Below are 25,940 nucleotides of genomic sequence, written 5' to 3'. Positions count from 1 at the left end.
ACCCCGCTCGCTCAGCCGATCTGCGACAGGCTCAAGAGTTTTTTGATGTCCTTGAGCAGGCCTGTGGAATCCGCGGCATCCGGGTACACCATCAGCCAGTTGCCGTGCGGATCGATCAGGTACAGGGTCTGCGCTCCGGCGGCCTTGCCGGCGTCCTGCGCCAGAAAGGCCGGCAGCTGCGCAGCGCCCTGCTCCGCGTAGAGCTTCAGATCCGGATGCTCGGCGGCGAGGCGCTCGCGCAGCGCGGCCAGACTGCCCGCGTCCGGCGCCAGATACACGCGCTGGGCGCGCTGGCGCTTCTCGTTGAGCAGCGCGCGCACCTGACGGATCTGATACAGCTTGTCCAGGCAGGCGCGCTCGCACTGCGCAGCGCCCAGATAGAGCCAGGTCCAGCGCCCGCCGAAAGCCTGTTGCGTGTCCAGCACGCGGCCCTGTGCATCGAGCAGCTGCAGCGCCGGCAGCGGCCGTGCCGGATGAATCAGCTCACCGTAATTGACGCGGCCCTGCGGCTGCCATTGCGGGAACACGAAATACAGCAGGGACGCCGCCAGCATCGGCCCGAAGAACAGCAGGGCCAACAACAGCAGCTGGGCGCGACCACGGGGAACTTGGTTCATAAGCCTAGGAAGAGTGCGAGTCAGCGCGCCGCCAGTTCAGGCGCAGATACAGAAACCACAGCGTCAGCGTGAAGGCGAACCACTGGAAGGCATAGCCCCAGTGCTTGGCCGGATCCAGCTCCGGCGTGGTCTGCCAGTCTCGCACGAAACCCGCCGGCGCCGCGGCATCCATCAGCAGCAGACCGTCGGCGAGCGTCGGTCCATACAAGCAGCGCAAATCGGTAATCGTCGGGTACTGCACCAGACGCGACGCGGCTTTGCTTTGCGCGCAATTGTCCGTGGCCAGGCGCATGCCCGGCACCGGCAGGCTGCGCCAGTAAGCGCTCAGCTCCAGCTCGCCTTCCGGCACGGCGGCCGCCAGGGCTGCATCACGCTGCTCGCGCGCGATCCAGCCGCGATCCACCATCACGATGTCCTGCGCCCGGTGCAGCGGCGTCCAGACGTGATAACCGGGACGCCCCTCATGTCCCTGATTGTCGAGCAGCAACTGCGCGCCGGCATCAAAACGCCCGCGCACACGCACGCGCTCGATGCGCTGGCGGCTGGCCTGTGCATTCGGCGGCAGGGATTGAGGCGCCGCCGCCAGGGCCTGCGCATACGTGGCCCGCAAGGCCTGCTTGGCCTGGCCGCGCTGCAGCTGCCAGACGCCGAGACGGATCATCAGCGCCGAAAGCAGCAGCACCAGCAGCGTCGCCCACCACGGCGGCCGAAAGCGGGCGCTGATCATCCGCGCGCGACGGACGACAGACCGCTTCGAGAGCGTATGATGGCCGCTCGTGCCTGCTCACTTCCCGCCTTCATGCTCGTCAAAATCATCATCGTCGTCCTGCTGATTGCCGTGCTCGCCAGCCTCATGAGCAGCATGGTGTTTCTGGTCCGCGACGGCAGCGAGCGGCGCCGCACCCTCACCGGCCTGAAGATCCGCGTCGCACTCTCGGTGGCGCTGTTCGCCCTGCTGATCGTGTCCTACTACATGGGCTGGATTCAGCCGCACGGCCTGATCCCATAAAACCCTTTCGAAACTTTTGCGGCGTCCGGCGGCAGCGTCACTATCGCACGCCTGCGCACACGAAAAAGGCGGCCCCACCGGGGCCGCCTTTTTTGATCCAGGGCCCGAGACTTCAGAGCCAGTAAACCACCACGAACAGGCCGAGCCAGACCACGTCCACGAAGTGCCAGTACCAGGCCACGCCCTCGAAGCCGAAGTGCGAATCCGGCTTGAAGTGCCCCGACATCAGGCGCAGCGTGATCGAGATCAGCATGATGGTGCCCAGCGTCACATGCATGCCGTGGAAGCCGGTGAGCATGAAGAAGGTGGAACCGTAGATGCCCGAGCGCAGGGTCAGGTTCAGCTCGGTGTAGGCCTCGATGTACTCATGCGCCTGCAGATACAGGAAGGCGCAGCCCAGGGCCACCGTCGCCCACATCCAGAGGATGCAGGCGCCGCGCTTGCTGGCCTTCAGCGCGTGGTGCGCCATGGTGATGGTGACACCCGAGGTCAGCAGGATCGCGGTGTTGATCGCCGGCACCGAAAACGCCGGGATGGTCTTGAACGCGCCGCCCAGCTGCGCCGGACCGTTGGACGGCCAGTGCGCTTCGAAGCCCGGCCACAGCGTGAGATTGGTGGCGATCTTGGAACCTTCGCCACCCAGCCAGGGCAGCGAGAGTTCACGCGCGTAGAACAGCGCGCCGAAGAAGGCACCGAAGAACATCACCTCGGAGAAGATGAACCAGGACATGCCCCAGCGGTACGTGCGGCCGACCTGTGCGCTGTACATCCCGCCTTCGCTTTCCAGGGCCACGCCGCGGAACCAGCGGAAGATGATGTAGATCGCCACGGCCAAGCCGGCATAGATGGGAATCGGGCCGATGTGGTCTTCTTCCAGATAAGCCGACACGCCGCCCAGCAGCGCGATCAGCGAAGCCGTCAGCACGAACGGCCAGGCGCTGGGCTGCGGGACGAAGTAACGCTCGGATTTTTGAGCAGCTTGCGTTCCCATCGTGAAGCTCCTGATTAATTGGCCGCCTGCGCGACCTTGGTGACATCAAAAAAGGTATAGGCCAGCGTGATGTGGTCGATGTCCTTGGGCAGATTCGGATCGACCGTGAACACCACCGGCATGTGCCGGCCCTCTCCCGAGGCAAAGGCCTGCTGCTTGAAACAGAAACATTCCGTCTTGTGCAGATACTGCGCGGCTTCCGGCGGCGCGATATTGGGAACCGCCTGCGCCGTGATGGCCTGATCCTGCGTGTTGCGCAGGAAGAAGCTCACGGTGCGGTACTCGCCCGGATGCAGCTGCGTCTGCGCCTGATCCGGCTTGAACTCCCAGGGCCGCCCGCCGTTGACCGTGGTCACGAACTCCACCGTCACCTGCCGGCTGGTGTCCACGGCTATCGCCGCCGACTCCGCCGCCTTGTTCTCGATGCGGCCGTTGAGCCCCATCGCATAGCAGAGCTTGTTGTACAGCGGCGCCGAGGCGAAGCCGAAGCCGAACATGCCGGCGGTCACCAGCAGCAGACGCACCCAGTGCCGCTGCGTGGCCGTGCTCATTTGTGCGCCACCGAATAGACGAATCCCGCCACGACCAGCACCGCCAGCGCCAGGTGCACCCAGAACAGCAGCACACTGCGCCGGGCCCTGCTGCTGTCTTTTTCGCTCATCGCTTCGATACCTGCGCCGGGGACCGGGGTGGACCGGTCCCGGCGGCATGACATCAGTGATCGTGCACGCCGGTCACTTCATGCGCCGGCAGCTCGGGCGGATCTTCGAAGGTGTGGTAAGGCGCCGGCGAGGGCACCGTCCACTCCAGGCCACGCGCGCCTTCCCAGACGCGGTCCGGGGCATTGCGCTGGCGGCCGAACCAGCCGTAGCAGCTGGCCAGCACATTGAAGATGAAGATGAACTGCGAGACGAAGAAGCCGAAGGCGCCGATCGAGCTGATCACGTTGAAGTCCGTGAACTGCAGGGCATAGTCCGGCACGCGGCGCTGCATGCCGGCCAGACCGGCGAAGTGCTGCGGGAAGAAGGTGAGATTGATGAAGATGGTCGAGAGCCAGAAGTGCGTCTTGCCCCAGAACTCGTTGTACATGCGGCCGGTCCACTTCGGGATCCAGTAGTAGATGGCGGCAATCACCGAGAACACCGCACCCGGCACCAGCACGTAGTGGAAGTGCGCGACCACGAAGTAGGTGTCGTGGTACTGGAAGTCCACCGGGGTCATGGCCAGCATCACGCCGGAGAAGCCGCCGATGGTGAACAGGAACACGAAGCCCACCGCGAACAGCATCGGCGTTTCGAAGGTCATCGAACCGCGCCACATGGTGGCCACCCAGTTGAACACCTTCACGCCCGTGGGCACGGCGATCAGCATGGTGGCGAACATGAAGAACAGCTCACCGGCCAGCGGCATGCCGACCGTGAACATGTGGTGCGCCCAGACGATGAAGGACAGGAAGGCGATGCCGGCGGTGGCATACACCATCGAGTCATAACCGAACAGCTGCTTGCGCGCGAAAGTCGGGATGATGGTCGAGACGATGCCGAAGGCCGGCAGGATCAGGATGTAGACCTCGGGGTGACCGAAGAACCAGAAGACATGCTGGAACAGGACGGGGTCGCCGCCGCCAGCCGCCGAGAAGAAGCTGGTGCCGAAGTACTTGTCGGTGAGCAGCATGGTCACGGCGCCGGCGAGCACCGGCATCACCGCGATCAGCAGATAGCCGGTGATCAGCCAGGTCCAGGCGAACAGCGGCATCTTCAGCAGGGTCATGCCCGGCGTGCGCATGTTCAGGATCGTCACCACCACGTTGATCGCGCCGGTGATCGACGAGATACCCATGAGGTGGATCGAGAAGATCAGGAACGGGAAGGCGTTGGCGGTCTGCAGCGACAGCGGCGGATACAGGGTCCAGCCGCCAGCGGGGCCGCCGCCGGGCATGAACATCGTGCTCAGCAGCATGGTGAAGGCGAACGGCAGCAGCCAGAAGCCCCAGTTGTTGACGCGCGGCAGGGCGAGGTCGGAGCAGCCGATCATCATCGGCACCATCCAGTTCGCCAGACCCGTGAAGGCCGGCATCAGGCCGCCGAAGATCATGACCAGCGCGTGCAGCGTGGTCATCTGGTTGAAGAACTCCGGATCGACGAACTGCAGTCCCGGATGGAAGAGTTCGGCGCGGATCACCAGCGACATCAGGCCGCCGATGAAGAACATGATGAAGGCAAAGAACAGGTACAGCGTACCCAGATCCTTGTGATTGGTGGTCTTGATCCAGCGCATGATGCCCTTGTCGGGACCGTGCGCATGATCGTCGTGACCGTGTCCGCCGTGAGCGTGATCGTCGTGAGCGTGAGCCATGTTCTACTCCAGATTCCGTGTGGGGCGGACTTCTTACTTGCGCAGCGCGGCGACCTGCGCCGGCTGCACCACGCTGCCCTTGTTGCCCCAGGACAGACGTTCATAGGTGGCAACCGCGGCGACATCTTCATCCGACAGCTGCGGGAAGGGCGGCATCAGGTTCTTGCCCTTGAGAATCTGCGTGACGTGCGCATCGGCCGGGCCGTTGGCGACCTTGCTGTTGACCAGCGAGGGGAAATTCGGCGGCAGGCCGGTGCCGTTGGCCTGATGGCAGGCGGCACAGTTGGCCTTGTACACGGCCTCGCCCTTCTTCATCAGCTCATCCTTGCCCTCTTCCTTGGCGGCCGGCGCAGGCGCGGCGGCCTTGGTGTCGGCGGCGGCAACTTCCACCGCTGCCGGCGCGGGCGCCGCAGCAGGTGCAGGCTCGGCGGCCGGCGCCGCGTCGCTGGCCACCGGCGCAGCGGCGGCTACCGCAGTGCCACCCTTCTTCGCTGCGATAAAGGCCTTGTACTCGTCTTCGCTGACGGCCTTGACCACGATCGGCATGAAGCCGTGGTCGCGGCCGCAGAGCTCGGCGCAGACGCCGCGATAGGTGCCCGGCTGTTCGATCTTGGTCCAGATCTCGTTGACGTAGCCCGGAATGGCGTCCTTCTTCACCGCCAGCTCCGGCACCCACCAGGCGTGAATCACATCATTGGCGGTGATCAGGAAGCGGATCTTCTTGCCCACCGGCAGCACCAGGGGGTTGTCCACGTCCACCAGGTAGTTCTCCACCTTGGTGACGTCGACGCCGGAATGCAGCTGACGCGCGGCATTGGACTCGGCGGTGAGGGTCGAGAAGTAGGAGACGTTCTCGCCCAGGTATTCGTACTGCCACTTCCACTGGTAGCCGGTGACCTTCACGGTCATGTCCGAGCCGCGGGTGTCTTCCATGCGGATCAGAGTGCCGGCAGCCGGCACGGCCAGCGAGATCAGAATCACGAAGGGCGCGATGGTCCAGAGGATTTCCACCTTCACGCTTTCGTGGAAATCGGCGGCCTTGGGGTGCTTGCTGCGACGGTGATTGATGATCGACCAGGTCATCGCGCCGAACACCACCACCGCGATTGCCACACAGGTCCAGAAAGCGGCCATGTGCACCTTGTGCACGGCGTGGCTGATTTCGGTCACACCGGTGGGCATGTTGTAGCCCCCGCTGGTCTGCGTATAGGCCCAGGCGCCGAAGCTCGCCATCACCAGACCGGTACCTGCCGCCAAACGGCTCAGCCATCCCTTCATCAACATCGATCGCTCTCCAAAGATCATGTCGTGCGCCGGCTAGTTTTGCTCCGGCGTGCCCGGCATTCGCCGGGTCGATGACAACAAGTCCTGCAGACGCTGGTGCAACAGTTCGCGTTCTTCATCCGTCAGGCAACGACCGATGCGTACACGCTGGCCGGCATACACCAGAGCCAACTGCGTCGGCGCATGCGCCGACCCCCCCGCTTCCAGAACCGCTCGCACCCAGTAGCGCGGCAGGCTGGCAGAAGCCAGCACGCCACGCCCCAGGGCACCGAATTCGATGTAGACCGTTTCTTCCCCGAAACGGATCACTTCTCTATAGGCGTTACGACGTACCGATACATACAAGCCCGCACCCAGCGCCAGCAGTTCCAGACCGGCAAACGGCAGCACCGGCCACAAACCCTGCGACACCATCGCAATGCCGATCACCATCGACACCAGCGCGGTCAGTCCCATGAACAACCAAGCCTGTGTGACCGACAGCGAGGCATTGGGGCCGATGACGATTTGGGTATCGCGCACCATCGGGGTGACACACTTGGGACCTTGTTTCCGATTGTAGAGCATCGCGTGAAACAGGCGCAAAGAAAAACGCATTGATCCAGATCAAAGCGTCAAGAAAATAATTCTTGTTTGCCGGTTTGAAAGTTCTTAAGGCCGGCGCAGGGCGTCCAGCACCGCTTGCAGGATCGGCATCGTCGCCATACTGCCCGGCGCAAAGGTGCCCAGGCAGGCCGCCGGCATGCGCTGGCGCAGGCTGTCGAGATTGTCCTGCCAGTTTTGCTGCAGGGGCGGCAGTGCATTGCCAATCCAGCCCAGCAGCGGGGCCCGCGCCGCGATGGACTCCGCGCTCAGCAAGGCGTGATTGATGCAGCCCAGGCGCAGGCCCACCACCAGCAGCACCGGCCAGCGCTGCGCGCTCACCCAATCGGCGAGTTCCTGCTCATCATTGAGCGGCACGCGCCAGCCGCCGGCGCCCTCGACGATCACCAGCTCATGGCGTGCGGCCAGCGCCGCATGGCCGGCACCGAGCTGCTGCGTATCAATGCGCAGGCCCTGCGCCCGCGCCGCCAGATGCGGGGCGATGGCCTCGGGCAGCGCGACGGGATTGATGCATTCATAAGGCTCGAAGGCGCCGGCGGACTGCAGCGCCAGAGCATCCGCATTGCGCCAGCCGTCAGGGGTCTGCTCGCAGCCGGAGGCCACCGGCTTGTAGCCCACGGCGTCGATGCCGGCGGCACGCGCCGCGCGCAGCAGGGCGCAGGCGACATGGCTCTTGCCCACGCCGGTATCGGTGCCGGTGATGAACACGGTCCGGGACATGGCTTTCAGCCCGGCTTGCGCAGCAGCAGGTAGACGATTTCCCAGCTGGCACGCAGGCCCTGCTCCTGGCGCCAGGGCGCATAGGCCGCCTCCAGCTGCGCCAGCGTACCGCGCCCGAGCAGGCCGCGACGCCGCGCGGCACTGGCATTGCCGGCGCCGATCTCGCGCAGGCCCTGCATCAGCTCGCGCACATCGGCATGCCAGAAAGGATGCGAGCGCAGCAGCTCGTGTTCCGGCAGCAGACCCGCCGCCTGCGCCAGGGCGCGCAGCTGCGCCGGCGAGGCGAAGCGATGCACATGCTCGGCCGTGTCGATCTGCCGCCAGGCCAGACGCAGCTCACGCAGGGTGCCGGGCGCCGGCAGGGCGCAGGCCAGCAGGCCGCCGGACCGCAGCACGCGCGCGGCCTCGGCCAAAGCCTGCGACAGCTGCGGACACCATTGCAGCGAGAGATTGGCGAAGATCAGGTCCACGCTGGCCGTGGCCAGCGGCAGGCGCTGCGCATCGGCACGGACGCAGTGTGAAACCCCGGCGCTGCGCGCGGCCTGCAGCATGCCTTCGGCGAGATCCAGACCCAGCAGCTGCGCCTGCGGCCAGCGCAGCTGCAGCGCGCGGGCGCCCAGGCCGGTGCCGCAGCCCAGGTCCAGAACGCGGGCCGGCGCGGTTTCGGGCAGCAGCTGCAGGAGCTGCGCGCGGGTCTGTGCCTGCAGCAGCGCGGCGCGTTCGTAGCGTGGCGCTGCCGCCGAGAAATTGCGCGCGGCGCGCTTCAGGTCCAGCGCGGCCATGCGCTCAACCGCTCTTCAGCGCGGCCGCCAGCGCTTCGAGCAGGCCGTCGATCTGCGCCGCCGTGTGCGTGGCGCTCAAGGTGATGCGCAGGCGCGAGCTGTTCTTCGGCACCGTCGGCGGGCGGATGCCGGCCACCCAGTAGCCGCGCTCGAACAGCGCCGCCGACACGGCCAGGGTGCGCGCCGCTTCGCCGAGAATCAGCGGCTGGATCGCGGTCTGCGAATCGCCCAGCACGATGCCCAGCTGCTGCGCACCTTCACGCAGGCGACGGATGTTGGCGCCCAGCTGCGCGCGACGCTCCGGCTCGCTGCGGATGATGCCCAGGGCACAGCGCGTGGCGGCGGCAATTGCCGGCGGCGGTGCGGTGGAGAACACCCAGCTGCGCGCGCGCTGCACCAGGTATTCGATGAGATCCTGGCTGCCGGCGACGAAGGCGCCGGACGAGCCCAGGGCCTTGCCGGCAGTGGCGACATAGATGTCCGGCAGGGGCAGGCCCAGAGCCTCGAAGCTGCCGCGCCCCTGCTCGCCGAGCACACCGAAGCCGTGGGCATCGTCCACCATCAGCGCCGCACCGTGGCGCTGCGCCAGCCTCTGCAGTGCGGCCAGCGGCGCGAGATCGCCGTCCATGCTGAACACCGAATCACTGACCAGCAGCTTCAGTCCGGTTGCCTGCGCACCGAGGCGCGACAGCTCGGCCTCGAAGGCAGCGGCGTCCGCGTGTGCCACGCGCATGTATTGCGCCGCGCTAAGCCGGCCGCCATCGATCAGGGAGGCGTGGTTGAGTTCATCCGCCAGAAGATGGTCATCGCGCCCGAGCAGGCCGCGCAGCACGCCGAGATTGGCGGCCCAGCCGCTGGAGAACAGCAGCACGCGCGGCGCGCCGAGGAAGTCAGCGAGTTCTTCCTCCAGGCGCTGGTGCTCGCGGTTGTAGCCGCAGACCAGCGCCGAGGCACCGCTGCCGGTGCCTTGCGCCAGCGCGGCGCGCGCGGCTTCGGCCACGCGCGGATCGCTGGCCAGGCCCAGGTAGTCATTGCTGCAGAAGTTCAGGCAGTCGCGGCCGTTGACGCGCAGCTGCACGCCGTGGCCGCCGTCGATGACGCGCCGCAGGCGGTACAGATCAGCCGCGCGAATCTGCGCCAGCGCCTCGCTCAGGCGCTTCTGCAGCGGACTGCCGGCCGGCATCGTGGCGCCTTCGGGCACGGGAGCCGGCTTCAGTGTTCGCAGCAGGACGAGGCCGCCGGCGCCGACGAGCCGCAGCCGCCCTGTTCAGGGTGCGCGTGCGGGTGCGCCCGCTCTTCGACCTTGCTCTCGGTCTGCATGCCCAGGCGCGCGATCAGCGCGCGGTCCTTTTCATTCTGCGGATTGCAGGTGGTGAGCAGACGCTCGCCGTAGAAAATGGAATTGGCGCCGGCGAAGAAGCACATGGCCTGCAGCTCATCGCTCATCGCAGTGCGGCCGGCCGACAGGCGCACATAGGACTTGGGCATCAGGATGCGCGCCACCGCGATGGTGCGCACGAATTCGATGGGATGCAGCGCCTCGCTGCCGGCCAGCGGCGTGCCTTCCACCTGCACCAGATTGTTGATGGGCACCGACTCCGGATGGTGATCCATGTTCGCCAGCTGGCGCAGCAGCTCGGCGCGGTCCTGCTTTTCCTCGCCCATGCCGACGATGCCGCCACAGCAGACCTTGATGCCGGCCTCGCGGACCTTGTCCAGGGTGTCGAGACGGTCCTGGTAGGTGCGGGTGCTGATGATCTTGCCGTAGAACTCCGGCGAGGTATCGAGATTGTGGTTGTAGTAGTCCAGGCCGGCTTCGGCCAGACGCTGCGCCTGATGCTCCTTGAGCATGCCCAGGGTCACGCAGGTCTCCAGCCCCAGAGCCTTCACCTCGCGGATCATGGCCTCGACCTTTTCCAGATCGCGATCCTTGGGCGCGCGCCAGGCGGCGCCCATGCAGAAGCGCGAGGCGCCATTGGCCTTGGCTTCGCGGGCCGCTTCCACCACCGAGTCCAGAGCCATCAGCGGCTCCTTGTTCAGGCCGGTCTCGTAGCGCACCGACTGCGGACAGTAGGCGCAGTCTTCCGGGCAGGCGCCGGTCTTGATCGACAGCAGTGTGGACAGCTGCACGGTGTTGGGATCGAAGGACTGGCGGTGCAGGGTCTGCGCGCGGTACAAAAGCTCATTGAAGGGCAGCTCAAAAAGCGCCTGCACTTCGGCACGCGTCCAGTCGTGGCGCAGACCGTCGGGGTGAGCGACAGGGGGCGGGGATTCGAGTACGGCCGACATGCGCGAATTCCTGGCAAGCCGGAAGCTTCCGGCGTGATGAATAGTTGAATGAAGTTGTTTAAGCCAACAATGACGCACAAAAACCCGGCGCCCATGGCTGTGACGCGGCTAGTGTTTTCGGCCGCGACCCGACTTGTCAACTCACGCGGCTACGGTTTGGTTGACAAGTGGCGGCACGAAGTCCTGGCCAGCCTGCTGCCGCGCCGCTGCCAGTTTTGCGGCAGCCACTCCGCCGACCAGGCGATCTGCACCGCCTGCGCCGCCGAGCTGCCCTGGAACTACAGCGCCTGCCCCCGCTGCGCCCGTCCGCAAAACCATCGCGGCGTCTGCGCGGACTGTCTCGCGCATCCGCCCGCCTTCGGCGCCGCCTGGGCGCCGTTTCAGCTGCAGGCGCCGGTGCAGCAGCGCATCCACGCCATCAAGTACCGCGCCGACTTCGGCTCGGCGCGTCTGCTGGCCCGGCTCATGGCGCGCGCCGCGCCGCGTCCCCTGCCCGCGCAGGCGGTGCTGATTCCCGTGCCGCTGCACCGCCGGCGCCTCTGGCAACGCGGTTACAACCAGAGCCTGGAACTGGCGCGCGAGCTGCATCGCGAGCTCAAGCTGCCGCTGCAGCCCGGCTGGGCGCGGCGCCTGCGCACCACCGCCGACCAAATCGGCATGGACGCTGCGGCCCGGCGGCGCAATCTGCGGAATGCTTTCGCGGTGGATGCGCGGGTGGCCGGCCGCTGCGTGATTCTGCTCGACGATGTGATGACCACCGGCGCCACCCTCCACGAACTGGCCCGTGCCTGCCGCCGCGCCGGCGCCAGCGAAGTCTGGGCCTGGGCGCTGGCGCGGGTGGCGTGAGGCAAAAAAGCCTTTGTCATTGCCGCGCAGGCGGGCAGACAGGGGGCTTCAAGAAAACGATGGCGCCCTGGCGGCGCAAGCCGCCATCGGTCTCACAGAAAATCAAGCACCAGGCCCAGCCAGATCGCCAGGCCGCTGTAGTGCGCATGCAGGAAGGCGCGGAAGCAGGCCTGCGGCTCGCGCTCGCGGATCAGCCATTGCTCGTAGAGCGCACAGAGCGTGGCCACCGCCAGCCCTGCGTAGAACCAGGCGCCACGCTGCGTGGCCAGACCCACGCCGAGCAGAATCGCCAGGGACAGGGCCTGCGTCAGCGCGGTGATCAGGCGATCATGCCGCCCGAACAGAATCGCCGAGGAACGCACGCCGATTTTCAGATCATCCTCGCGATCCGTCATCGCGTAATAAGTGTCGTAGCTGATCACCCAGAGCAGATTGGCGGCAATCAGGCTCGTCGCCAGCGGCCAGTCCACGTCGTGGCGCGCGGCGGCGAAGGCCATGGGAATGCCGGCGGAAAAGGCCAGACCCAGAATCGCCTGCGGGATGTCGAGATGACGCTTGGCAAAGGGATAGGCGCCGGCCAGCAGCACCGCCGGCAGCGACAGCCAGATCGCCTGCAGATTGTGCAGCGAGCTCAGCAGACCGAAGGCAATCAGCGAGACCAGCACGAACAAGCGCAGCGCCTCGCCCGGCTTCACCCGCCCGGCCGCCAGCGGCCGCTCGCGCGTGCGTGCGACATGCGGATCGAAATCACGATCCGCGAAATCATTGATGGCGCAACCGGCCGAGCGCATCAGCACCGTGCCCAGCACGAACACCAGCAGCAGATGCCAGCCCGGCCAGCCATCCGCCGCCAGCCACAGCGCCCACAAGGTCGGCCACAGCAACAGATAGATGCCGATGGGCCGATGCAGACGCATCAGCTGCGCGTAATCGGCGAGCCTGCTCAAAGTGGGTGAATTCATGGCGCGCAAGCTTAGCGTTCCCGCATCGTGAGAGGTGAGAGCTGAGAGGTGTGGCGTGAAACATGGTCCACCCGCTTTGCCTCACGCCCCACGCGCGCTTCAGACCCGCGCATAACGCTCCGGGTCGCCCACCCAGCGCGCGATCAGCAGCTTGGCCAGCGCCGGCTCCTGCTCCAGATAACGCGTCGCCAGTCTCTGCAGCGGCGGAATCAGCGCCGCATCGCGCATCGGATCGGCGAGCTTCATGCCGATCTCGCCGGTCTGGCGCCGGCCCAGCAGCTCGCCAGGGCCGCGCAATTCCAGATCGCGCTGGGCGATGGCGAAGCCGTCGGTGGTGGCGCGCATGGTCTCCAGACGCGCGCGCGCGGTCTCGCCCAGCGGCGGCTGGTACAGCAGCACGCACTGGCTGGCCTGCGCGCCGCGCCCCACGCGTCCGCGCAGCTGGTGCAACTGCGAGAGGCCCAGGCGCTCGGCGTTCTCGATCACCATGATGCTGGCATTGGGCACGTCCACGCCGACCTCGATCACCGTGGTGGCCACCAGCAGCTGCGTGGCGCCGTCCTGGAAGGCGCGCATCTGCTCGTCTTTCAGCTCGCTCTTCATGCGCCCGTGCACCAGGCCCACACGCAGCTGCGGCAGCTCGGCGCGCAGACGCGCGGCAGTGGCCTCGGCGGCCTGCGCGTCCAGCTCCTCGGATTCTTCGATCAGCGTGCACACCCAGTACACCTGCCGGCCCTGCGCACAGGCCTCGGCGATGCGGCGCAGCACCTCGTCGCGTTTTTCATTGGACAGCACCACGGTCTGGATCGGCGTGCGGCCCGGCGGCAGCTGATCGATGATCGAGATATCCAGATCGGCGTAGAGCGTCTGCGCCAGGGTGCGCGGAATCGGTGTGGCCGAGAGAATCAGCTGATGCGGCACGTGCGCGCCGCCCTTCTCGCGCAGGGCCAGACGCTGCTGCACGCCGAAGCGGTGCTGCTCGTCCACCGCCACCAGCGCCAGCGCCGCGAACTGCACGCTGTCCTGGAATACCGCATGCGTGCCGACCACGATGGCCTGCGAGCCGTCCGCCAGCGCAGCCTGCAGCTGATTGCGCTGCGCCTTCTTCAGGCGGTTGCTGAGCAGCGCCGGCGCGAAGCCCAGCGGGGCGAACCAGCGCGCCAGGGTGCGCTGATGCTGTTCGGCGAGCAGCTCGGTGGGCGCCAGCAGCGCCGCCTGAAAGCCGGCGCGCGCGGCGGCCAGCAGCGCGGCGGCGGCAATCACGGTCTTGCCGCTGCCGACATCACCCTGCACCAGACGCAGCATCGGATGCGCCTGCTGCAGATCATGACAAAGCTCGTCGAGCACACGCTGCTGCGCGGCGGTCAGCGCAAACGGCAGGGCTGCGCGCAGCTCGCGCGTCGCGGCCACCGGATCACTCAGCGCCCGTGCCGGCCGGCTCTTCTGGCGCTGGCGCAGCAGGCGCAAGGTGAGCTGATGCGCCAGCAGCTCCTCGCGCTTCAGGCGCCGCTGCGCGGGATGCTCGCCGGCCAAGACCTGCGCGGCATCGCGCTCGCTGTGCGGATGATGCAGGGCCTGCAGCGCCGCCAGGGTGTCCGGCGCCTCCAGTCCCGGCAGCTTGGTGCCCAGGGCGGCGTCCTGCGCCGCCACCTGCAGGCTCAGCGCGATCAGCTGGCGCAGGCGCTGCTGGGTGAGGCCGGTGGTGGCGGGATAGATCGGCGTGAGGCCTTGCTCGGGCTGCAGTTCTTCGGCCTGCTCGGCGAGGCGGTACTGCGGGTGCACCATCTCCAGCCCGGCGGCATTGCCGCGCACCTCGCCGAAGGCCTGCAACCAGCGGCCGTTCTGCAGATTGCTCTTCTGCGCCTCGTTGAAATGGAAAAAGCGCAGCAACAGGCTGCCGGTGCCATCGTCCAGCACCACGCGCAGGGTGCGCTTGGGCGCGTAGCGCTGCTCGCAGGTCACCACCTGGCCGCGCACCAGCACCTCGTCGCCGGGCTTGAGCCGTGCAATGGCCTGATGGCTGCGGCGATCCTCGTAGCGCAGCGGCAGATGAAAAATCAGATCGCGCACGCGCTCGATGCCGAGCGCGCGCAGACGCAGCGCCACCGCAGGCCCCGCGCCCTTGAGAAACGTGGCCTCGGTATCGAGCGTCAGCGGCGGCTTGGCGCCGGTATAGCGACGGGGCTCGCTCACGAGGCCCGCGCGATCAGTCCAGCACCATCACGCCATCGGCTTCGACGCGCGCACCCTTGGGCAGCGCCGCCACACCCACGGCGGCGCGCGCCGGATACGGCGCGCTGAAGTACTGCGCCATGATTTCGTTGACCTTGGCGAAGTGCGTCAGGTCGGTGAGATAGACGTTGAGCTTGGCCACGTCCTTGAGCGCGCCACCGGCGGCCTGCGCCACCGCGGCGAGATTGCGGAACACCTGATGGATTTCGTCCTCGATGCTGGCGTTGTTCAGCGCCATGGTCCTGGCATCGAGCGCGATCTGGCCGGAGAGATACACGGTATTGCCGCAGCGCACCGCCTGCGAATAGGTGCCGATGGCGGCCGGGGCCGCGTCGCTGTGAATGATCTGCCGCGCCATGATTTGCGACCTTGTGGATGCGAAGGTGGACTTGGGCGTGGATTGTCGATGAAGCGGCACGTGGCCCGCAATTGCGAACCTGCATCCGCCATGAACGCACACGGGCGGGTTAGTCAGGCGCGCGCTGTAAGCCGCTGGGCTTTGCTGTTCTCTGCTAGGTTCTGCTCTTGATCTATTGGCTTCTTCCGCCGCCCTTCGGCGGCGGAGTCACTTCTCTTTGCTTGTGCAAAGAGAAGTGACCAAGAGAAAGCACACCCCGGCTCTGGCGCCGGCTACGCCGGTGCCTGATCTGTGCAACGTGCTCGGGGCCGTTGCGGACACGCCATCCCTGGCGTGGCCGCAACTGAGCCGCCCTTCCTGGGCGGCTCTCCCCTGCGCTCGCCGCACAGCTCAGCGCCAGAGACGGGGACCCCAAGGTCAAAAGCCACAGCAGCTTTGAGCGATGAGAGTCGCTTTGCTGTCGCCGTGGCTTTGCTTTTCAACCCCTTTGCCTCGCACCGAGCAGCGTAGCGAGCGCAGTGGGAGAGCCGAACAGGAAGTTCGGCTCAGTTGCAGCCGCGCCATGGATGGCGTGTCTGCAACGGCCCCGAGCACGCGGAGCAGCGCAGGCTGCCGGCGCCGCGTCAGCGGCGACGGATGCGAGGCGTAGGGTGTGCTTTCTCTTGGGTACTTCTCTTTGCACGAGCAAAGAGAAGTACCTCGGGCGCCGAAGGGCGCACGAAACCAAGGCCCAATCGCGAGCGATCAACCAGGCAAACAGAATGGCGGCTTACAGCGCTCACGCGCCCAAGCCGCCCCACGATTTATTGCAGCTGGGTGCGCAGCGCTTTTAGACGCGCAGCACACGCTCCACGCCATCGACACGCCGCAGACGCCGCAACACCCGCGCCAGATGCATGCGGCTGCGCGCGGTGAGCAGCACGCGCACTTCCACGGCCTCGCTGCCGGCACGATCCGGCATCTGCAGGTTTTCGATGGAGCTCTCGGCGGCGGCGATTTCGGCGGTGATCTTGGCCAGCATGCCGCGCTTGCGCATCACCTTGAGACGGATCTCGGTGAGGAAATCGCCTTCCACACGCTCCGACCAGGACAGCGGCACCCAGTCCTGCGGCCGCGCCTTGGCGTGCTTGCAATCCAGACGATGCACGACGATGCCGCGCCCGACGCTGACATGCCCCCGGATCTCATCACCCGGCAGCGGATAACAGCAGTGCGCATAGTCCAGCACCAGACCTTCGGTGCCCTCGATGGCCAGCGGCGCGGCGGCGCCAGTCTCGGCCTGCGCCGCCGTGCCCTCGGGCAGGAAATGCCGCGCCACCAGCGCCGCCAGACGCTCGCCCGCGCCGATGGCGGCAAACAGTTCTTCGACATCGGCCAGCTGATGCGCCTTGAGCACCGGCGCCAGCCGCTCCTCGTCCTTGAGCACCGTGGCCGGCACATGCAGCTCGCGCAGCGCGATTTCCAGCAGGCGCCGGCCCAGGCGCACCGCTTCGTCCTCGCGCTGCGTGCGCAGATAGCTGCGCACCGAGGCGCGGGCCTTGGCGGTCTTCACGAAATTCAGCCAGGCGGCATTGGGGCGGGCATGGCGCGCGGTGATGATTTCCACGGTCTGGCCGTGCTTGAGCAGGCTGTTGAGCGGCTCCAGCTGACCATCCACGCGCGCCGCCACGCAGTGATCGCCCAGTTCCGAGTGCACGGCATAGGCGAAGTCCACCGGCGTGGCGCCACGCGGCAGGCGGCGGATTTCGCCGCGCGGCGTGAACACGTAGACCTCGTCGGGGAACAGGTCCACCTTGACGTTCTCGACGAAGTCCACGGCGCTGGTGTCCCCGAACTCGTCGAGCAGGCCGCGCACCCATTCGCGGGCGCGCGCCTGCGGTGCGCCCTGGCTGTCACGCTCGCCCAGCTTGTACTGCCAGTGCGCGGCGATGCCGCTCTCGGCGACGTGGTGCATGTCGCGGGTGCGGATCTGCACCTCGATCTTGTGGCCGCTGGGGCCGATGCAGGAGGTGTGCAGGGACTGATAGCCGTTGGACTTGGAGTTGGCGATGTAGTCGCTGAACTCGCCCGGCACCGGCTTGTAGACATGGTGCACGATGCCCAGACAGCGGTAACAGTCGTCCACCTTGCCGACGATCACGCGAAAGCCGAGCAGATCGGTGACCTTGAGCAGCTTCATCTTCTTGCGGCGCATCTTCTGGTAGATGCCGTAGAGATTCTTCTGCCGGCCCACCACGCTGGCGCCGATGCCCTCGTCGCGCAGCGCGCTGGACAGCTGCTGCTCCACTTCGCGGATCAGCTTGCGGGTGTCGCCCAGCTGCGCCTTGATCGACTGCATCAGCACCGAGTAGCGGCGCGGGTAGAGATTGGCGAAAGCCAGGTCTTCCAGCTCGGTGCGGATGAAGTAGATGCCCAGGCGCTGGGCGATGGGCGCGTAGATTTCCAGGGTCTCGCGGGCGATGCGGCGACGCTTGTCGGCGGCCATCGCGCCCAGGGTGCGCATGTTGTGCAGCCGGTCCGCCAGCTTGACCAGAATCACGCGCAGATCCTGGGTCATGGCCAGCAGCAGCTTGCGGAAGCTCTCCGCCTGCATCTCGGCGCGGGTGCGGCCTTCCATCTTGCCGATCTTGCTGACGCCATCCACCAGCGCCGCCACGTCCTCGCCGAATTCGCGCGCCAGCTGCTCGCGCGAAATGCCTGTGTCCTCGATGACGTCGTGGAGTATCGCCGCGATCAGCGTGGTGTGATCCAGGCGCATCTCGGCCAGGATGCGCGCCACCGCCAGCGGGTGATAGACGTAGGGCTCGCCCGAGGAGCGGCGCTGGCCCTCGTGCATGTTCTTGGCGAACTCGGCGGCGCGGCGCACCTGCGCGATCTGGTCCTCCGGCAGATAGCCTTCCAGCATGCGCGCCAGCGCGTCCATGCCGAATTCGCGCTCGGCGCGCTGCGTGCGCAGCGCGTGTCCGAGACGCTGGATGACCGTGAGCTGTTCCATGCCACCAATATAGGGGCGGGATGCGAGCGCCGCCAAGGGCGCTGCGGAGGAAAATGAAGACGGAGCGAGCCGCTGTCTTGTTGAGCAGTCGGGCGCTTGGGGGTGCCGCGTGGCTGCCTGTGGCCGCAGGGCTCGCCCCGTCGGCGCTAGTTTAACTCTTTAAACGTTCAATAAGCTTGCGATGAATGCCGCCGAAATCACCGTTGGACATCAGCAGCACGCGATCACCCGCGCGCGCGCTGCCGGCAATGTCGGCGATCAATGCTTCGAGCTCGCCGTGCAGATGCAAACGATCGCCGACCGCGCCCAGCGCTGCGCCCGCGTCCCATTTCAGATCCGGTCGCGCGTAGACGAAGCACAGATCGGCCTGGCGCAGGCTGTCGGCCAGTTCCTGCGCATGCGTGCCCAGGCGCATGGTGTTGGAACGCGGCTCCAGCACCGCGAGGATGCGCCCCGCGCCCTGACGCTTGAGCGCGTCCACGGTCACCGCAATCGCGGTCGGGTGATGCGCGAAGTCGTCGTAGACCGTCACGCCGCGCACCTCGCCGATCTTCTCCAGGCGGCGCTTGACGCTGCGAAACTGCATCAGGCCCTCACGCAGCGTCGCCAGCGGCACGCCGAGATGATCGGCCGCGGCAAACGCCGCGAGGGTGTTGGCGCGGTTGTGCAGCCCCGACAAGGGTGACTGCACCCGCCCCAGCGTTTCACCGGCACGCAGCACTTCGAAATCCTGCATTTCGCCCTGCGCCTGCCAGCCGGTGGCATCATCGAAGCGCAGCACCTCGCTCCAGCAGCCCTGCGCCAGCACCCGCGCCAGCGCCGCGTCGCCGCCATTGACCACGATGCGCCCCTGCCCCGGCACGGTGCGCAGCAGATGATGGAACTGGCGCTCGATGGCGGCGAGGTCCGGGAAGATGTCGGCGTGGTCGTATTCGAGATTGTTGAGGATGAGCGTGCGCGGGCGGTAGTGCACGAACTTGCTGCGCTTGTCGAAGAACGCGGTGTCGTATTCGTCGGCCTCGATCACGAAATATTTCGAAGACCCGAGGCGCGCGGAAATGCCGAAGTTCTGCGGCACGCCGCCGACCAGAAAGCCCGGCGCCAGACCCGCGTGCTCCAGCAGCCAGGCCAGCAGCGAGGTGGTGGTGGTCTTGCCATGGGTGCCGGCCACGGCCAGCACATGGCGCTGGTGCAGCACGTTTTCCGCGAGCCACTGCGGGCCGGAGGTATACGGCAGGCCGGCGTTGAGCACGTATTCCATCGCGGCATTGCCGCGCGTCACCACGTTGCCCACCACCACCATGTCCGGCGCCGGCTGCAGGTGCTCCGGCTCGTAGCCCTGCATCAGCTGGATGCCGAGCGCTTCCAGCTGCGTGGACATCGGCGGCCAGGCATTGGCATCGGAACCGGTGACGGTATGCCCGGCCTCGCGCGCAATCGCGGCGATGCCGGCCATGAAGGTGCCGCAGATGCCCAGGATGTGGATGTGCATGGCGCTTCAGGCGGCAGCCGCGCCGCCGAGCAGGGCGCCGGCAAACATGCTGAGCATGGCCACGAACATCAGCAGGGTCAGCGCCGCCACCAGTGCCAGCACCAGTCCCAGCCCCATGCCCACGTTGGCGGCATAGCGGAAGATCGAGGCGCTGACCGCGAAATTCCACAGATTCAGCAGGTTCATCAGGAACACCACGGTCTGCGGCAGGTGCAGCTTGTCCGGCTGCTCCAGCAGCGCGGGATTGGCGCTGATCTCGCGCATCGCCGGCGCCAGCTGCGCAAACAAGGGCACCAGGGCGAAGGTGATCAGCGCCGTGGTGGTGACCAGCGCGGCAAAGGTCTGGTGAAAGCGCGCCTCCAGCTTGCGCGTGCGCAGGATGGCCTGGGTGATCAAGGCCATGCCGGCCACCATGCCCAGGGCCAGCAGAATCGCCGCGCCCAGCGGCAGCACCTGCACCAGCATCAGCACATTGGCCAGCGCGGCGAGCAACGCCAGCGGCGCACTCAGGCGTGGTTCGTAAGGCAGATCCTGCGGGCCCGCGCGGAACGTCAGGATGCGCAGGCTGGTGACGAGAAACGAAGAGAGCATGAGGCGGTGGCTGGCCGGCAGAGGAGTCGGGCCGGTATTCTAGAGCCTGTCCAAGAACAACACTCATGACGGCCCTGATTCAATCCCCCGAGGCGCTCGCGCCGCACCTGGAGCGCTGGGCGCAATGCCGCTGGCTGAGCGTCGACACCGAGTTCGTACGGGTCGATACCTACTACCCCAAGCTCTGCCTGATCCAGATCGGCGACGGTGCGCATTCGCTGTGCATCGACACCCTGGCCTTCGACTTCTCCGCCCTGCTCGACCGCCTCTACGCCGCCGATTGCGTGAAAGTGCTGCACGCCGCCTCGCAGGATCTGGAAATCCTGGTGAAGCTGCGCGGCAGCTGTCCCAAGCCGCTGTTCGACAGCCAGATCGCCGCCACGCTGCTGGGCATCGGCGATCAGATCGGCTACGCCGGCCTGATCGAAAAACGCCTGGGCATCGTGCTGGACAAGAGCCTGTCGCGCACCGACTGGGCGCGCCGCCCTCTGCGCGAGGCGGAACTCGCCTACGCGGCCGCCGACGTCGAGCATCTGGCGCAGATCTATCCGGCCCTGCAGGACGAACTGCACAGCGCCGGCCGCCTGGGCTGGCTGGCCGAGGACTGCGCGCGCCTGAGCGAGGCCGAGGGCTATGTCACGCGCCCCGAAGACGCCTGGCAGCGCCTGCGTGGCCTGTCCCGGATCAGGCCCGAGGCGCAGACCGTGGCCGTGGCGCTCGCCGCCTGGCGCGAGACCCTGGCCCAGCAACGCGACCGTCCGCGCAAATGGATACTGGAAGACGATGCCGTGTACCGCATCGCCGAACGCCGCCCGGATTCCCAGGCGCAGCTGGCCGCGCTCAATGTGCTGCCGCCGAAAACCCTGGAACGCCACGGCGCTGCGCTGCTGGAGCAGGTGGCGCTGGCGCGCGAGCTGGAAGTGCGCCGCTACGCGGTGGATGAAGAACTCAGCAGCGATCAGAAGCAGCAGCTCAAGCAGCTGCAGAACTTCGTGCAGGCGCGCGCCACCGAGCTGCAGCTGCCGGCGGGTTATCTGGCCTCACGCGCGCAGCTGCTGGCCGTGCTGCGCGAAGGCGCGCAGGCGCAGGTGCCGGTACTGATGGGATGGCGCCGCGAGAACTGCGGCGCGGAGCTGCTGAAGCTGCTTTGACGGCGGCCCCGCAGGGTGGCCAGGCGGCGGCGCCGCGCAAGCCACCCGGGCCTGCAGGCCAGAGGCGGGTTATGCGCTGCGCGCCAACCCGCCCTGCGGCAAGGCGCCCGCTTACTTCAGCGCGCCGAGAATGCGCTGGAAAATCTCGACCAGGCTGCCCACGCCTTCCACGGTCGTGAGCTTGTTCTGCTTCTGGTAGTAGTCCAGCAGCGGATGGGTTTCGGCGTTGTAGACCTCGATGCGCTTGCGGATCACCGGCTCGGTGTCGTCGGCGCGACCTTCGATGCGCGCGCGCTCCAGCAGGCGGCGCACGATTTCCTCGTCGGTCACATGCAGATGCACGGCCTTGTCGATGCCACCGCGGCCGATGCGCTTGAGCATCTCGTCCAGTACCTGGGCCTGCGCGGTGTTGCGCGGGAAGCCGTCGAGAATGAAGCCCTTCTGCGCGTCGGGCTGCGCCAGGCGCTCCTCGACGATGCCGATCACGATCTCATTGGCCACCAGCTGGCCGGCTTCCATCACCGCCTTGGCCTTCTTGCCCAGCTCGGTGCCGGCCTTGACCGCCGCGCGCAGCGCATCGCCCGTGGAAATCTGCGGAATGCCGTAGTGCGCGATCAGGTTTTTGGCCTGCGTACCCTTGCCAGAGCCGGGCGCGCCCAGCAATACGATTCTCATGTTCTCGTGACCCAATGCGTTCGGATGCCAGCCGCACCGCCGTGCGGAACCAAAGGACGGACGCGGGGGGCGAAACGGTAACCGCTGGCCGTCGGGGCCGTCAATGACAAAAGTCTGTCACGCCGCTAAGACGCTGTCGGCTTGGGCCGGCGCCGGCTTGCCCTGTACACTAAGCGGCCCGCAGCGCGGCTTTTCAGCTTGCCAGACGCGGTTCGAACATTTCCTCAGCCAACTTAAAGAGTGCACTGATATGGGTCTTGAAGCCGTCGGTCCGGGCGAGAAGGCGCCGGACGAGTTTTACGTCGTCATTGAAATCGCGGCCTACGGCCCGCCGGTCAAATATGAAGTGGACAAGGAAACCGGCCTGCTGATGGTCGACCGCTTCATGAACGTGGCCATGAGCTACCCCGCCAACTACGGCTTCGTGCCCAAGACCCTGGGCGGCGACGGCGATCCGGTGGACGTGCTGGTGCTCACCCCGCACCCGATCGTGCCGGGCTCCATCATCAAGTGCCGCGCCGTGGCGGTGCTCGACACCACCGACGAGAAGGGCAGCGACGCCAAGCTGCTGGCCGTGCCGACCGACAAGGTCAGCAACAACTACTACGACGATCTCAAGGACCTGGCCGACGTGCCGGCGCGCCTGAAGAACGAAATCCAGCACTTCTACGAGCACTACAAGGATCTCGAGAAGGGCAAGTGGGTGAAGGTGGCCGGCTGGCGCGACGCCGCCGCCGCCCGCGAAGAGATTGCCAACGGCATCAAGGCCTACAAGGGCTGATCCGCCGCAGCCTCGGCTGAACCAAGGCCGGATGCGCAAGCATCCGGCTTTTTTGTTGTCCGGCGGCGCGGGCATACTGCCTGCATCGTCATGGAATCCGGAGTACAGCGCACATGGACATCGTCGACACCCGCAGCGGCGACGGCCCCCTGGCCAGCGATGCCGAGCGCAACACCCTGCTGATCGCCTACATCCTGCAGGCGATCTCGCCCTTCACCGCGTTTTCCGCTTCGATCATCAGCGTGGTGATCAGCTACATCAAGGCCGGCGAAACGCAGAACCATTACATCCGCAGCCATCATCGTTATCTGATCAGCACCTTCTGGTGGACCCTGATCCTCGGTTTCGTGTTCGGCCTGCTGTGCGTGATCGGCATCGGCTTCCCGCTGCTGTTCGGGCTTTGGGTGTGGTGGATCTATCGCCTGGTGAAAGGCTTTCTGGCCTACGGCGAGCGGCGCGACATGCCGCTTTGAGCCGCACTCAGCGTGCCGGCCACAACCAGGCCGCGCCGCGCACACCGCTGGCATCACCATGCTGTGCAGCAACCAGGCGCGTGCGCAGCGCCGCGGTGCTGAACACCCATTGCGGCAGCAGCTTCGGCACGTTTTCATAAAGCCGCGCCAGCCGCGACAGGCCGCCGCCCAGCACGATCACCTGAGGATCAATCAGATTGATCACGCTGCCCAGCGCGCGCGCCAGGCGCTGCTCGTAGCGCTGCAGCGTGGCCTCGGCCTGCACATCAGCAGCCTGGGCGGCTGCGACGATCTGCTCGCCGCGCAGCGACCTGCCGCTGTGCCGCGCATGATCGGCGGCGAGCCCCGGTCCGGACAGCCAGGTTTCGATGCAGCCTCGTTTGCCGCAATAGCAGTCGCGCCCGGGAAGCTCGTCAGCCTGCGGCCAGGGCAGCGGATTGTGTCCCCACTCACCGGCGATGCCATTGGCGCCGCGCAGCAGTTCACCGCGCAGCACGATGCCACCGCCGACCCCGGTGCCCAGAATCACACCGAACACATTGTCGGCACCGGCCGCCGCGCCATCACGCGCTTCCGACAGCGCCATGCAGTCAGCGTCATTGGCCATGCGCACGCGTGCGCCGAGTCGTGATTCGAGATCGGCCAGCAGCGGCTGCCCATTGAGGCAAGTGGAATTGCAGTTGTGCATCAGGCCGGATGGTGCCGGCGCGCCGGGCGTGCCGATGCCCACGGGCAAGTCCGTCGCCTGCACACACTGCTCCAGCTTCTGCACCAGCGCGCAGATCGCCTGCAGCGTGCCCGGGTAATCGCCAGCCGGCGTGGCGATACGCTCGCGCGCCAGCAGCTGCGACTGCGCGTCCATGACCACGCCTTCGATCTTCGTGCCGCCCAAATCAATGCCGACTCTCATCACGCTGGTCCTTTCATGATTCGCCCGCAGGCGGCGCCTCTCCGGTGAGAATGCGGAACAGGGGTTCGTTGATGTAGTGGTTGCTGCGCCCGAGCTTGCGCTTGGGCAGCAGTCCGTCTGCCGCCAGCGCATCGAGATAGCGCGTCGCGGTCAACCGCGAGACCTTGAGATCATTCTGGATGAACTCGATCTTGGTATGAGGGAACGAGAACAGATTGTTGATGCGGTCCTGGCTGTAGAAACGATGCCGGTCGCGAATGCGGTGCTTGTAGTCCAGCAGCAGGGCCTTGATGTCCTGCCCTGACCTTCAGGCCGGCGACGTGTATAGATTTTGCCGGTTTTCTATGCACATCACACAGAACGTGTGGAGATTCGGGCCAAGCCAAGGGCGCACGGCCCGCTTGCGGCCTGGCCTCCGGAGCCCCTTCGCATCGATACGCTCAGGCCAGACCGAGCAGTTTCAGCAGCAAACCCAGCCCGGCACAGCCACCCAGCACCAGCATCAGATTCAGATGCAAGCGCAGCAGCGCCAGCATCGCCAGTGCGGCGAGCAGCAATGCCGGCAGCTGCAGGGAGTCCAGCGCCGGCAGCGGCAGCTTCATGCCATAGCCCGACCAGCTGTCCACCTGCTTGAACAGCACGTGGATGGCGAACCACAAGGAGAGATTCAGCACCACGCCGACCACGGCGGCGGTGATGCCGCTCAGCGCGGCGGCGAGCTGGCGATTGCCGCGCAGTCTTTCGATGTAAGGCGCTCCCAGGAAGATCCACAGAAAGCAGGGCACGAAGGTGACCCAGGTGGAAAGCAGCGCGCCCAGCATGCCGGCGCTCAGCGGCGGCAGTGCGCCGGGGTCGCGATAGGCGCCGAGAAAGCCCACGTAAGTGAGCACCATGATCAGCGGGCCCGGCGTGGTCTCGGCCAGCGCCAGGCCCTGCACCATCTCACCCGGCAGCAGCCAGCCGTAACGCTCCACCGCCTGCTGCGCCACATAGGCCAGCACCGCGTAGGCGCCACCGAAAGTCACCACCGCCATCTTGCTGAAGAACAGCGCCTCCTGCGTGAACACCTGCTGTGCACCCAGTGTCAGAAACAGCAGCAATACCGGCAGTCCCCAGAGCAGCACACCGGAGAGCAGCACGCGCAGCGTCCAGCTGCGGTCGGGCTGCGCATGCGTGGGCACCGCCTCTTCAGGTTCGTTGCCGGCTGCCGCCTTGCCACCGGTCTGGAAGACCTGCGGCGCGTAGCGATGACCGAGCAGGCCAATCAAACCGGCGCTCAGCACGATCAGCGGAAACGGCACGGCGAAGACAAAGATCGCCACGAAGGCCATGCCCGCCAGCAGGTACAGCGCACGATGCTTGAGCGCCTTCTTCGCCAGGCGCTGCACCGCCTCCAGCACGATCGCCAGCGTCGCCGCCTGCAGACCGAACAGCAGGCCCTGCATCCAGCTCAAATCGCCCAGCAGCACATAGGCCGCCGCGATCAGGGTCATCAGCACGAAGCCCGGCAGGATGAACAGCAGGCCCGCGACGATGCCGCCCCAGGTCTTGTGCAGCAGCCAGCCGATGTAGATCGCCAGCTGCTGCGCCTCCGGCCCCGGCAGCAGCATGCAGTAGTTCAGCGCGTGCAAAAAACGCGTTTCGGAAATCCAGCGCCGCTCCTCGACGATCAGGCGATGCATCAGCGCGATCTGTCCGGCCGGGCCGCCGAAATTGATGAAGCCTATTTTCAGCCAGAGCAGAAAGGCTTCGCGGAAGGTGACGGTGTTGTTATGGGGCGCCAGGTTCATACCCGCATAGCTTAGCCGCTACGCGCACGGACAC

Annotated in this window: 26 protein-coding genes; 5 read left to right on the top strand and 21 right to left on the bottom strand. The window is 66.6% G+C overall.

All coding sequences use genetic code 11. From position 1 onward, the window contains the following. Window positions 1-11 precede the first annotated feature (11 nt). Both BMY12_RS03590 and BMY12_RS03585 read right to left on the bottom strand, forming a co-directional pair. Window positions 12-617 (bottom strand): SCO family protein, encoded by a 606-nt coding sequence (locus BMY12_RS03590; RefSeq protein WP_093282143.1) that lies wholly within the window; start codon window positions 615-617, stop codon window positions 12-14. A gap of 4 nt (window positions 618-621) precedes the next feature. Then, window positions 622-1,344 (bottom strand): SURF1 family protein, encoded by a 723-nt coding sequence (locus tag BMY12_RS03585; RefSeq protein WP_093282141.1) that lies wholly within the window; start codon window positions 1,342-1,344, stop codon window positions 622-624. Window positions 1,345-1,416: 72 nt separating this feature from the next. Between BMY12_RS03585 and BMY12_RS03580 the strand changes: the two genes are divergently transcribed. Next, window positions 1,417-1,626, top strand: coding sequence for a twin transmembrane helix small protein (locus BMY12_RS03580; RefSeq protein ID WP_093282138.1), 210 nt, complete (start codon window positions 1,417-1,419; stop codon window positions 1,624-1,626). A gap of 112 nt (window positions 1,627-1,738) precedes the next feature. Here the strand turns inward: BMY12_RS03580 and BMY12_RS03575 are convergent, their stop codons facing one another. The 9 genes from BMY12_RS03575 to bioB all read right to left on the bottom strand — a co-directional run bounded on the left by BMY12_RS03575 (window position 1,739) and on the right by bioB (window position 10,650). Then, window positions 1,739-2,617 (bottom strand): cytochrome c oxidase subunit 3, encoded by an 879-nt coding sequence (locus BMY12_RS03575; RefSeq protein ID WP_093282135.1) that lies wholly within the window; start codon window positions 2,615-2,617, stop codon window positions 1,739-1,741. A gap of 14 nt (window positions 2,618-2,631) precedes the next feature. Continuing rightward, on the bottom strand, window positions 2,632-3,168 hold the full coding sequence (locus BMY12_RS03570) for a cytochrome c oxidase assembly protein (protein WP_093282132.1): 537 nt from the start codon (window positions 3,166-3,168) through the stop codon (window positions 2,632-2,634). A gap of 163 nt (window positions 3,169-3,331) precedes the next feature. Next, window positions 3,332-4,972, bottom strand: a complete 1,641-nt coding sequence (gene ctaD / locus BMY12_RS03565; protein ID WP_093282130.1) for a cytochrome c oxidase subunit I — start codon at window positions 4,970-4,972, stop codon at window positions 3,332-3,334. A 33-nt stretch (window positions 4,973-5,005) separates the two neighbouring features. Then, entirely contained in the window at window positions 5,006-6,256 is a 1,251-nt protein-coding gene (gene coxB / locus BMY12_RS03560) for a cytochrome c oxidase subunit II (protein ID WP_093282127.1), read from the bottom strand. A 33-nt stretch (window positions 6,257-6,289) separates the two neighbouring features. Further along, window positions 6,290-6,853, bottom strand: a complete 564-nt coding sequence (locus BMY12_RS03555) for a DUF2244 domain-containing protein (RefSeq protein WP_093282124.1) — start codon at window positions 6,851-6,853, stop codon at window positions 6,290-6,292. Between the two features lie 54 nt (window positions 6,854-6,907). Further along, window positions 6,908-7,579 (bottom strand): dethiobiotin synthase, encoded by a 672-nt coding sequence (gene bioD, locus BMY12_RS03550; protein ID WP_093282121.1) that lies wholly within the window; start codon window positions 7,577-7,579, stop codon window positions 6,908-6,910. Window positions 7,580-7,584: 5 nt separating this feature from the next. Next, window positions 7,585-8,361, bottom strand: coding sequence for a malonyl-ACP O-methyltransferase BioC (gene bioC / locus BMY12_RS03545; RefSeq protein ID WP_093282119.1), 777 nt, complete (start codon window positions 8,359-8,361; stop codon window positions 7,585-7,587). A gap of 4 nt (window positions 8,362-8,365) precedes the next feature. Further along, the gene (bioF, locus tag BMY12_RS03540) at window positions 8,366-9,562 is read right to left on the bottom strand and encodes an 8-amino-7-oxononanoate synthase (RefSeq protein ID WP_245732339.1); all 1,197 of its coding nucleotides are present in this window, start codon (window positions 9,560-9,562) and stop codon (window positions 8,366-8,368) included. Window positions 9,563-9,573: 11 nt separating this feature from the next. Next, window positions 9,574-10,650 carry a biotin synthase BioB gene (gene bioB / locus BMY12_RS03535; RefSeq protein WP_093282116.1) on the bottom strand — a complete coding sequence of 359 codons (1,077 nt, stop codon included), beginning with the start codon at window positions 10,648-10,650 and terminating at the stop codon, window positions 9,574-9,576. A 156-nt stretch (window positions 10,651-10,806) separates the two neighbouring features. Here bioB and BMY12_RS03530 point away from each other — a divergent pair, with 156 nt between their 5' ends. Next, window positions 10,807-11,496, top strand: a complete 690-nt coding sequence (locus BMY12_RS03530; RefSeq protein ID WP_093282114.1) for a ComF family protein — start codon at window positions 10,807-10,809, stop codon at window positions 11,494-11,496. Between the two features lie 92 nt (window positions 11,497-11,588). Here the strand turns inward: BMY12_RS03530 and ubiA are convergent, their stop codons facing one another. From ubiA to BMY12_RS03500, 6 genes are all read right to left on the bottom strand, one after another. Continuing rightward, window positions 11,589-12,458 (bottom strand): 4-hydroxybenzoate octaprenyltransferase, encoded by an 870-nt coding sequence (ubiA, locus tag BMY12_RS03525; protein WP_093282111.1) that lies wholly within the window; start codon window positions 12,456-12,458, stop codon window positions 11,589-11,591. A gap of 99 nt (window positions 12,459-12,557) precedes the next feature. Continuing rightward, window positions 12,558-14,651 carry an ATP-dependent DNA helicase RecG gene (gene recG / locus BMY12_RS03520; RefSeq protein WP_218140070.1) on the bottom strand — a complete coding sequence of 698 codons (2,094 nt, stop codon included), beginning with the start codon at window positions 14,649-14,651 and terminating at the stop codon, window positions 12,558-12,560. A 13-nt stretch (window positions 14,652-14,664) separates the two neighbouring features. Further along, window positions 14,665-15,048, bottom strand: a complete 384-nt coding sequence (locus BMY12_RS03515; protein WP_093282108.1) for a Rid family detoxifying hydrolase — start codon at window positions 15,046-15,048, stop codon at window positions 14,665-14,667. 829 nt (window positions 15,049-15,877) lie between these two features. Then, window positions 15,878-18,043, bottom strand: a complete 2,166-nt coding sequence (locus BMY12_RS03510) for a RelA/SpoT family protein (RefSeq protein WP_093282106.1) — start codon at window positions 18,041-18,043, stop codon at window positions 15,878-15,880. A gap of 151 nt (window positions 18,044-18,194) precedes the next feature. Further along, on the bottom strand, window positions 18,195-19,535 hold the full coding sequence (gene mpl / locus BMY12_RS03505; RefSeq protein WP_093282103.1) for a UDP-N-acetylmuramate:L-alanyl-gamma-D-glutamyl-meso-diaminopimelate ligase: 1,341 nt from the start codon (window positions 19,533-19,535) through the stop codon (window positions 18,195-18,197). Window positions 19,536-19,541: 6 nt separating this feature from the next. Beyond that, on the bottom strand, window positions 19,542-20,126 hold the full coding sequence (locus tag BMY12_RS03500; protein WP_093282100.1) for a hypothetical protein: 585 nt from the start codon (window positions 20,124-20,126) through the stop codon (window positions 19,542-19,544). Between the two features lie 65 nt (window positions 20,127-20,191). Here BMY12_RS03500 and rnd point away from each other — a divergent pair, with 65 nt between their 5' ends. Then, on the top strand, window positions 20,192-21,277 hold the full coding sequence (gene rnd, locus BMY12_RS03495; protein ID WP_093282098.1) for a ribonuclease D: 1,086 nt from the start codon (window positions 20,192-20,194) through the stop codon (window positions 21,275-21,277). A 111-nt stretch (window positions 21,278-21,388) separates the two neighbouring features. Here rnd and BMY12_RS03490 read toward each other — a convergent pair whose 3' ends face one another. Next, window positions 21,389-21,952, bottom strand: a complete 564-nt coding sequence (locus BMY12_RS03490) for an adenylate kinase (RefSeq protein ID WP_093282095.1) — start codon at window positions 21,950-21,952, stop codon at window positions 21,389-21,391. A gap of 250 nt (window positions 21,953-22,202) precedes the next feature. On the opposite strand from BMY12_RS03490, the gene ppa reads away from it, so the two are divergent. After that, window positions 22,203-22,733 carry an inorganic diphosphatase gene (gene ppa / locus BMY12_RS03485; protein ID WP_093282092.1) on the top strand — a complete coding sequence of 177 codons (531 nt, stop codon included), beginning with the start codon at window positions 22,203-22,205 and terminating at the stop codon, window positions 22,731-22,733. 113 nt (window positions 22,734-22,846) lie between these two features. Beyond that, window positions 22,847-23,206 (top strand): DUF4870 family protein, encoded by a 360-nt coding sequence (locus BMY12_RS03480; protein ID WP_093282090.1) that lies wholly within the window; start codon window positions 22,847-22,849, stop codon window positions 23,204-23,206. 7 nt (window positions 23,207-23,213) lie between these two features. Here BMY12_RS03480 and BMY12_RS03475 read toward each other — a convergent pair whose 3' ends face one another. The 3 genes from BMY12_RS03475 to chrA form a co-directional block, all read right to left on the bottom strand. Then, window positions 23,214-24,116: an ROK family protein gene (locus BMY12_RS03475; protein ID WP_093282087.1), complete on the bottom strand. Its 903-nt coding sequence runs from the start codon at window positions 24,114-24,116 to the stop codon at window positions 23,214-23,216. 13 nt (window positions 24,117-24,129) lie between these two features. Next, window positions 24,130-24,330: a hypothetical protein gene (locus tag BMY12_RS20875; RefSeq protein ID WP_436278854.1), complete on the bottom strand. Its 201-nt coding sequence runs from the start codon at window positions 24,328-24,330 to the stop codon at window positions 24,130-24,132. Window positions 24,331-24,556: 226 nt separating this feature from the next. Then, the gene (gene chrA, locus BMY12_RS03465) at window positions 24,557-25,906 is read right to left on the bottom strand and encodes a chromate efflux transporter (RefSeq protein ID WP_093282085.1); all 1,350 of its coding nucleotides are present in this window, start codon (window positions 25,904-25,906) and stop codon (window positions 24,557-24,559) included. Between the last annotated feature and the right edge of the window lie 34 nt (window positions 25,907-25,940).

Origin of the sequence: Solimonas aquatica (assembly GCF_900111015.1) — a bacterium.
Taxonomy (GTDB): domain Bacteria; phylum Pseudomonadota; class Gammaproteobacteria; order Nevskiales; family Nevskiaceae; genus Solimonas; species Solimonas aquatica.
The sequence above is the reverse complement of the archived record's forward strand: the minus strand, read 5'-3'. Positions and strand labels throughout refer to the sequence as shown.

What these genes read in the sequence shown, in the direction of transcription:
- ppa (WP_093282092.1), top strand. Translation starts at nt 22,203, where the DNA reads ATGGGTCTTGAAGCCGTCGGTCCGGGCGAGAAGGCGCCGGACGAGTTT.
- BMY12_RS03575 (WP_093282135.1), bottom strand. Translation starts at nt 2,617, where the DNA reads ATGGGAACGCAAGCTGCTCAAAAATCCGAGCGTTACTTCGTCCCGCAG.
- ubiA (WP_093282111.1), bottom strand. Translation starts at nt 12,458, where the DNA reads ATGAATTCACCCACTTTGAGCAGGCTCGCCGATTACGCGCAGCTGATG.
- mpl (WP_093282103.1), bottom strand. Translation starts at nt 19,535, where the DNA reads ATGCACATCCACATCCTGGGCATCTGCGGCACCTTCATGGCCGGCATC.
- rnd (WP_093282098.1), top strand. Translation starts at nt 20,192, where the DNA reads ATGACGGCCCTGATTCAATCCCCCGAGGCGCTCGCGCCGCACCTGGAG.
- ctaD (WP_093282130.1), bottom strand. Translation starts at nt 4,972, where the DNA reads ATGGCTCACGCTCACGACGATCACGCTCACGGCGGACACGGTCACGAC.
- BMY12_RS03580 (WP_093282138.1), top strand. Translation starts at nt 1,417, where the DNA reads ATGCTCGTCAAAATCATCATCGTCGTCCTGCTGATTGCCGTGCTCGCC.
- bioD (WP_093282121.1), bottom strand. Translation starts at nt 7,579, where the DNA reads ATGTCCCGGACCGTGTTCATCACCGGCACCGATACCGGCGTGGGCAAG.
- BMY12_RS03585 (WP_093282141.1), bottom strand. Translation starts at nt 1,344, where the DNA reads ATGATCAGCGCCCGCTTTCGGCCGCCGTGGTGGGCGACGCTGCTGGTG.
- BMY12_RS03590 (WP_093282143.1), bottom strand. Translation starts at nt 617, where the DNA reads ATGAACCAAGTTCCCCGTGGTCGCGCCCAGCTGCTGTTGTTGGCCCTG.
- chrA (WP_093282085.1), bottom strand. Translation starts at nt 25,906, where the DNA reads ATGAACCTGGCGCCCCATAACAACACCGTCACCTTCCGCGAAGCCTTT.
- BMY12_RS03570 (WP_093282132.1), bottom strand. Translation starts at nt 3,168, where the DNA reads ATGAGCACGGCCACGCAGCGGCACTGGGTGCGTCTGCTGCTGGTGACC.
- BMY12_RS03510 (WP_093282106.1), bottom strand. Translation starts at nt 18,043, where the DNA reads ATGGAACAGCTCACGGTCATCCAGCGTCTCGGACACGCGCTGCGCACG.
- bioC (WP_093282119.1), bottom strand. Translation starts at nt 8,361, where the DNA reads ATGGCCGCGCTGGACCTGAAGCGCGCCGCGCGCAATTTCTCGGCGGCA.
- BMY12_RS03490 (WP_093282095.1), bottom strand. Translation starts at nt 21,952, where the DNA reads ATGAGAATCGTATTGCTGGGCGCGCCCGGCTCTGGCAAGGGTACGCAG.
- BMY12_RS03480 (WP_093282090.1), top strand. Translation starts at nt 22,847, where the DNA reads ATGGACATCGTCGACACCCGCAGCGGCGACGGCCCCCTGGCCAGCGAT.
- coxB (WP_093282127.1), bottom strand. Translation starts at nt 6,256, where the DNA reads ATGTTGATGAAGGGATGGCTGAGCCGTTTGGCGGCAGGTACCGGTCTG.
- BMY12_RS03555 (WP_093282124.1), bottom strand. Translation starts at nt 6,853, where the DNA reads ATGCGTTTTTCTTTGCGCCTGTTTCACGCGATGCTCTACAATCGGAAA.
- BMY12_RS03515 (WP_093282108.1), bottom strand. Translation starts at nt 15,048, where the DNA reads ATGGCGCGGCAGATCATTCACAGCGACGCGGCCCCGGCCGCCATCGGC.
- bioB (WP_093282116.1), bottom strand. Translation starts at nt 10,650, where the DNA reads ATGTCGGCCGTACTCGAATCCCCGCCCCCTGTCGCTCACCCCGACGGT.
- BMY12_RS03475 (WP_093282087.1), bottom strand. Translation starts at nt 24,116, where the DNA reads ATGAGAGTCGGCATTGATTTGGGCGGCACGAAGATCGAAGGCGTGGTC.
- BMY12_RS03500 (WP_093282100.1), bottom strand. Translation starts at nt 20,126, where the DNA reads ATGCTCTCTTCGTTTCTCGTCACCAGCCTGCGCATCCTGACGTTCCGC.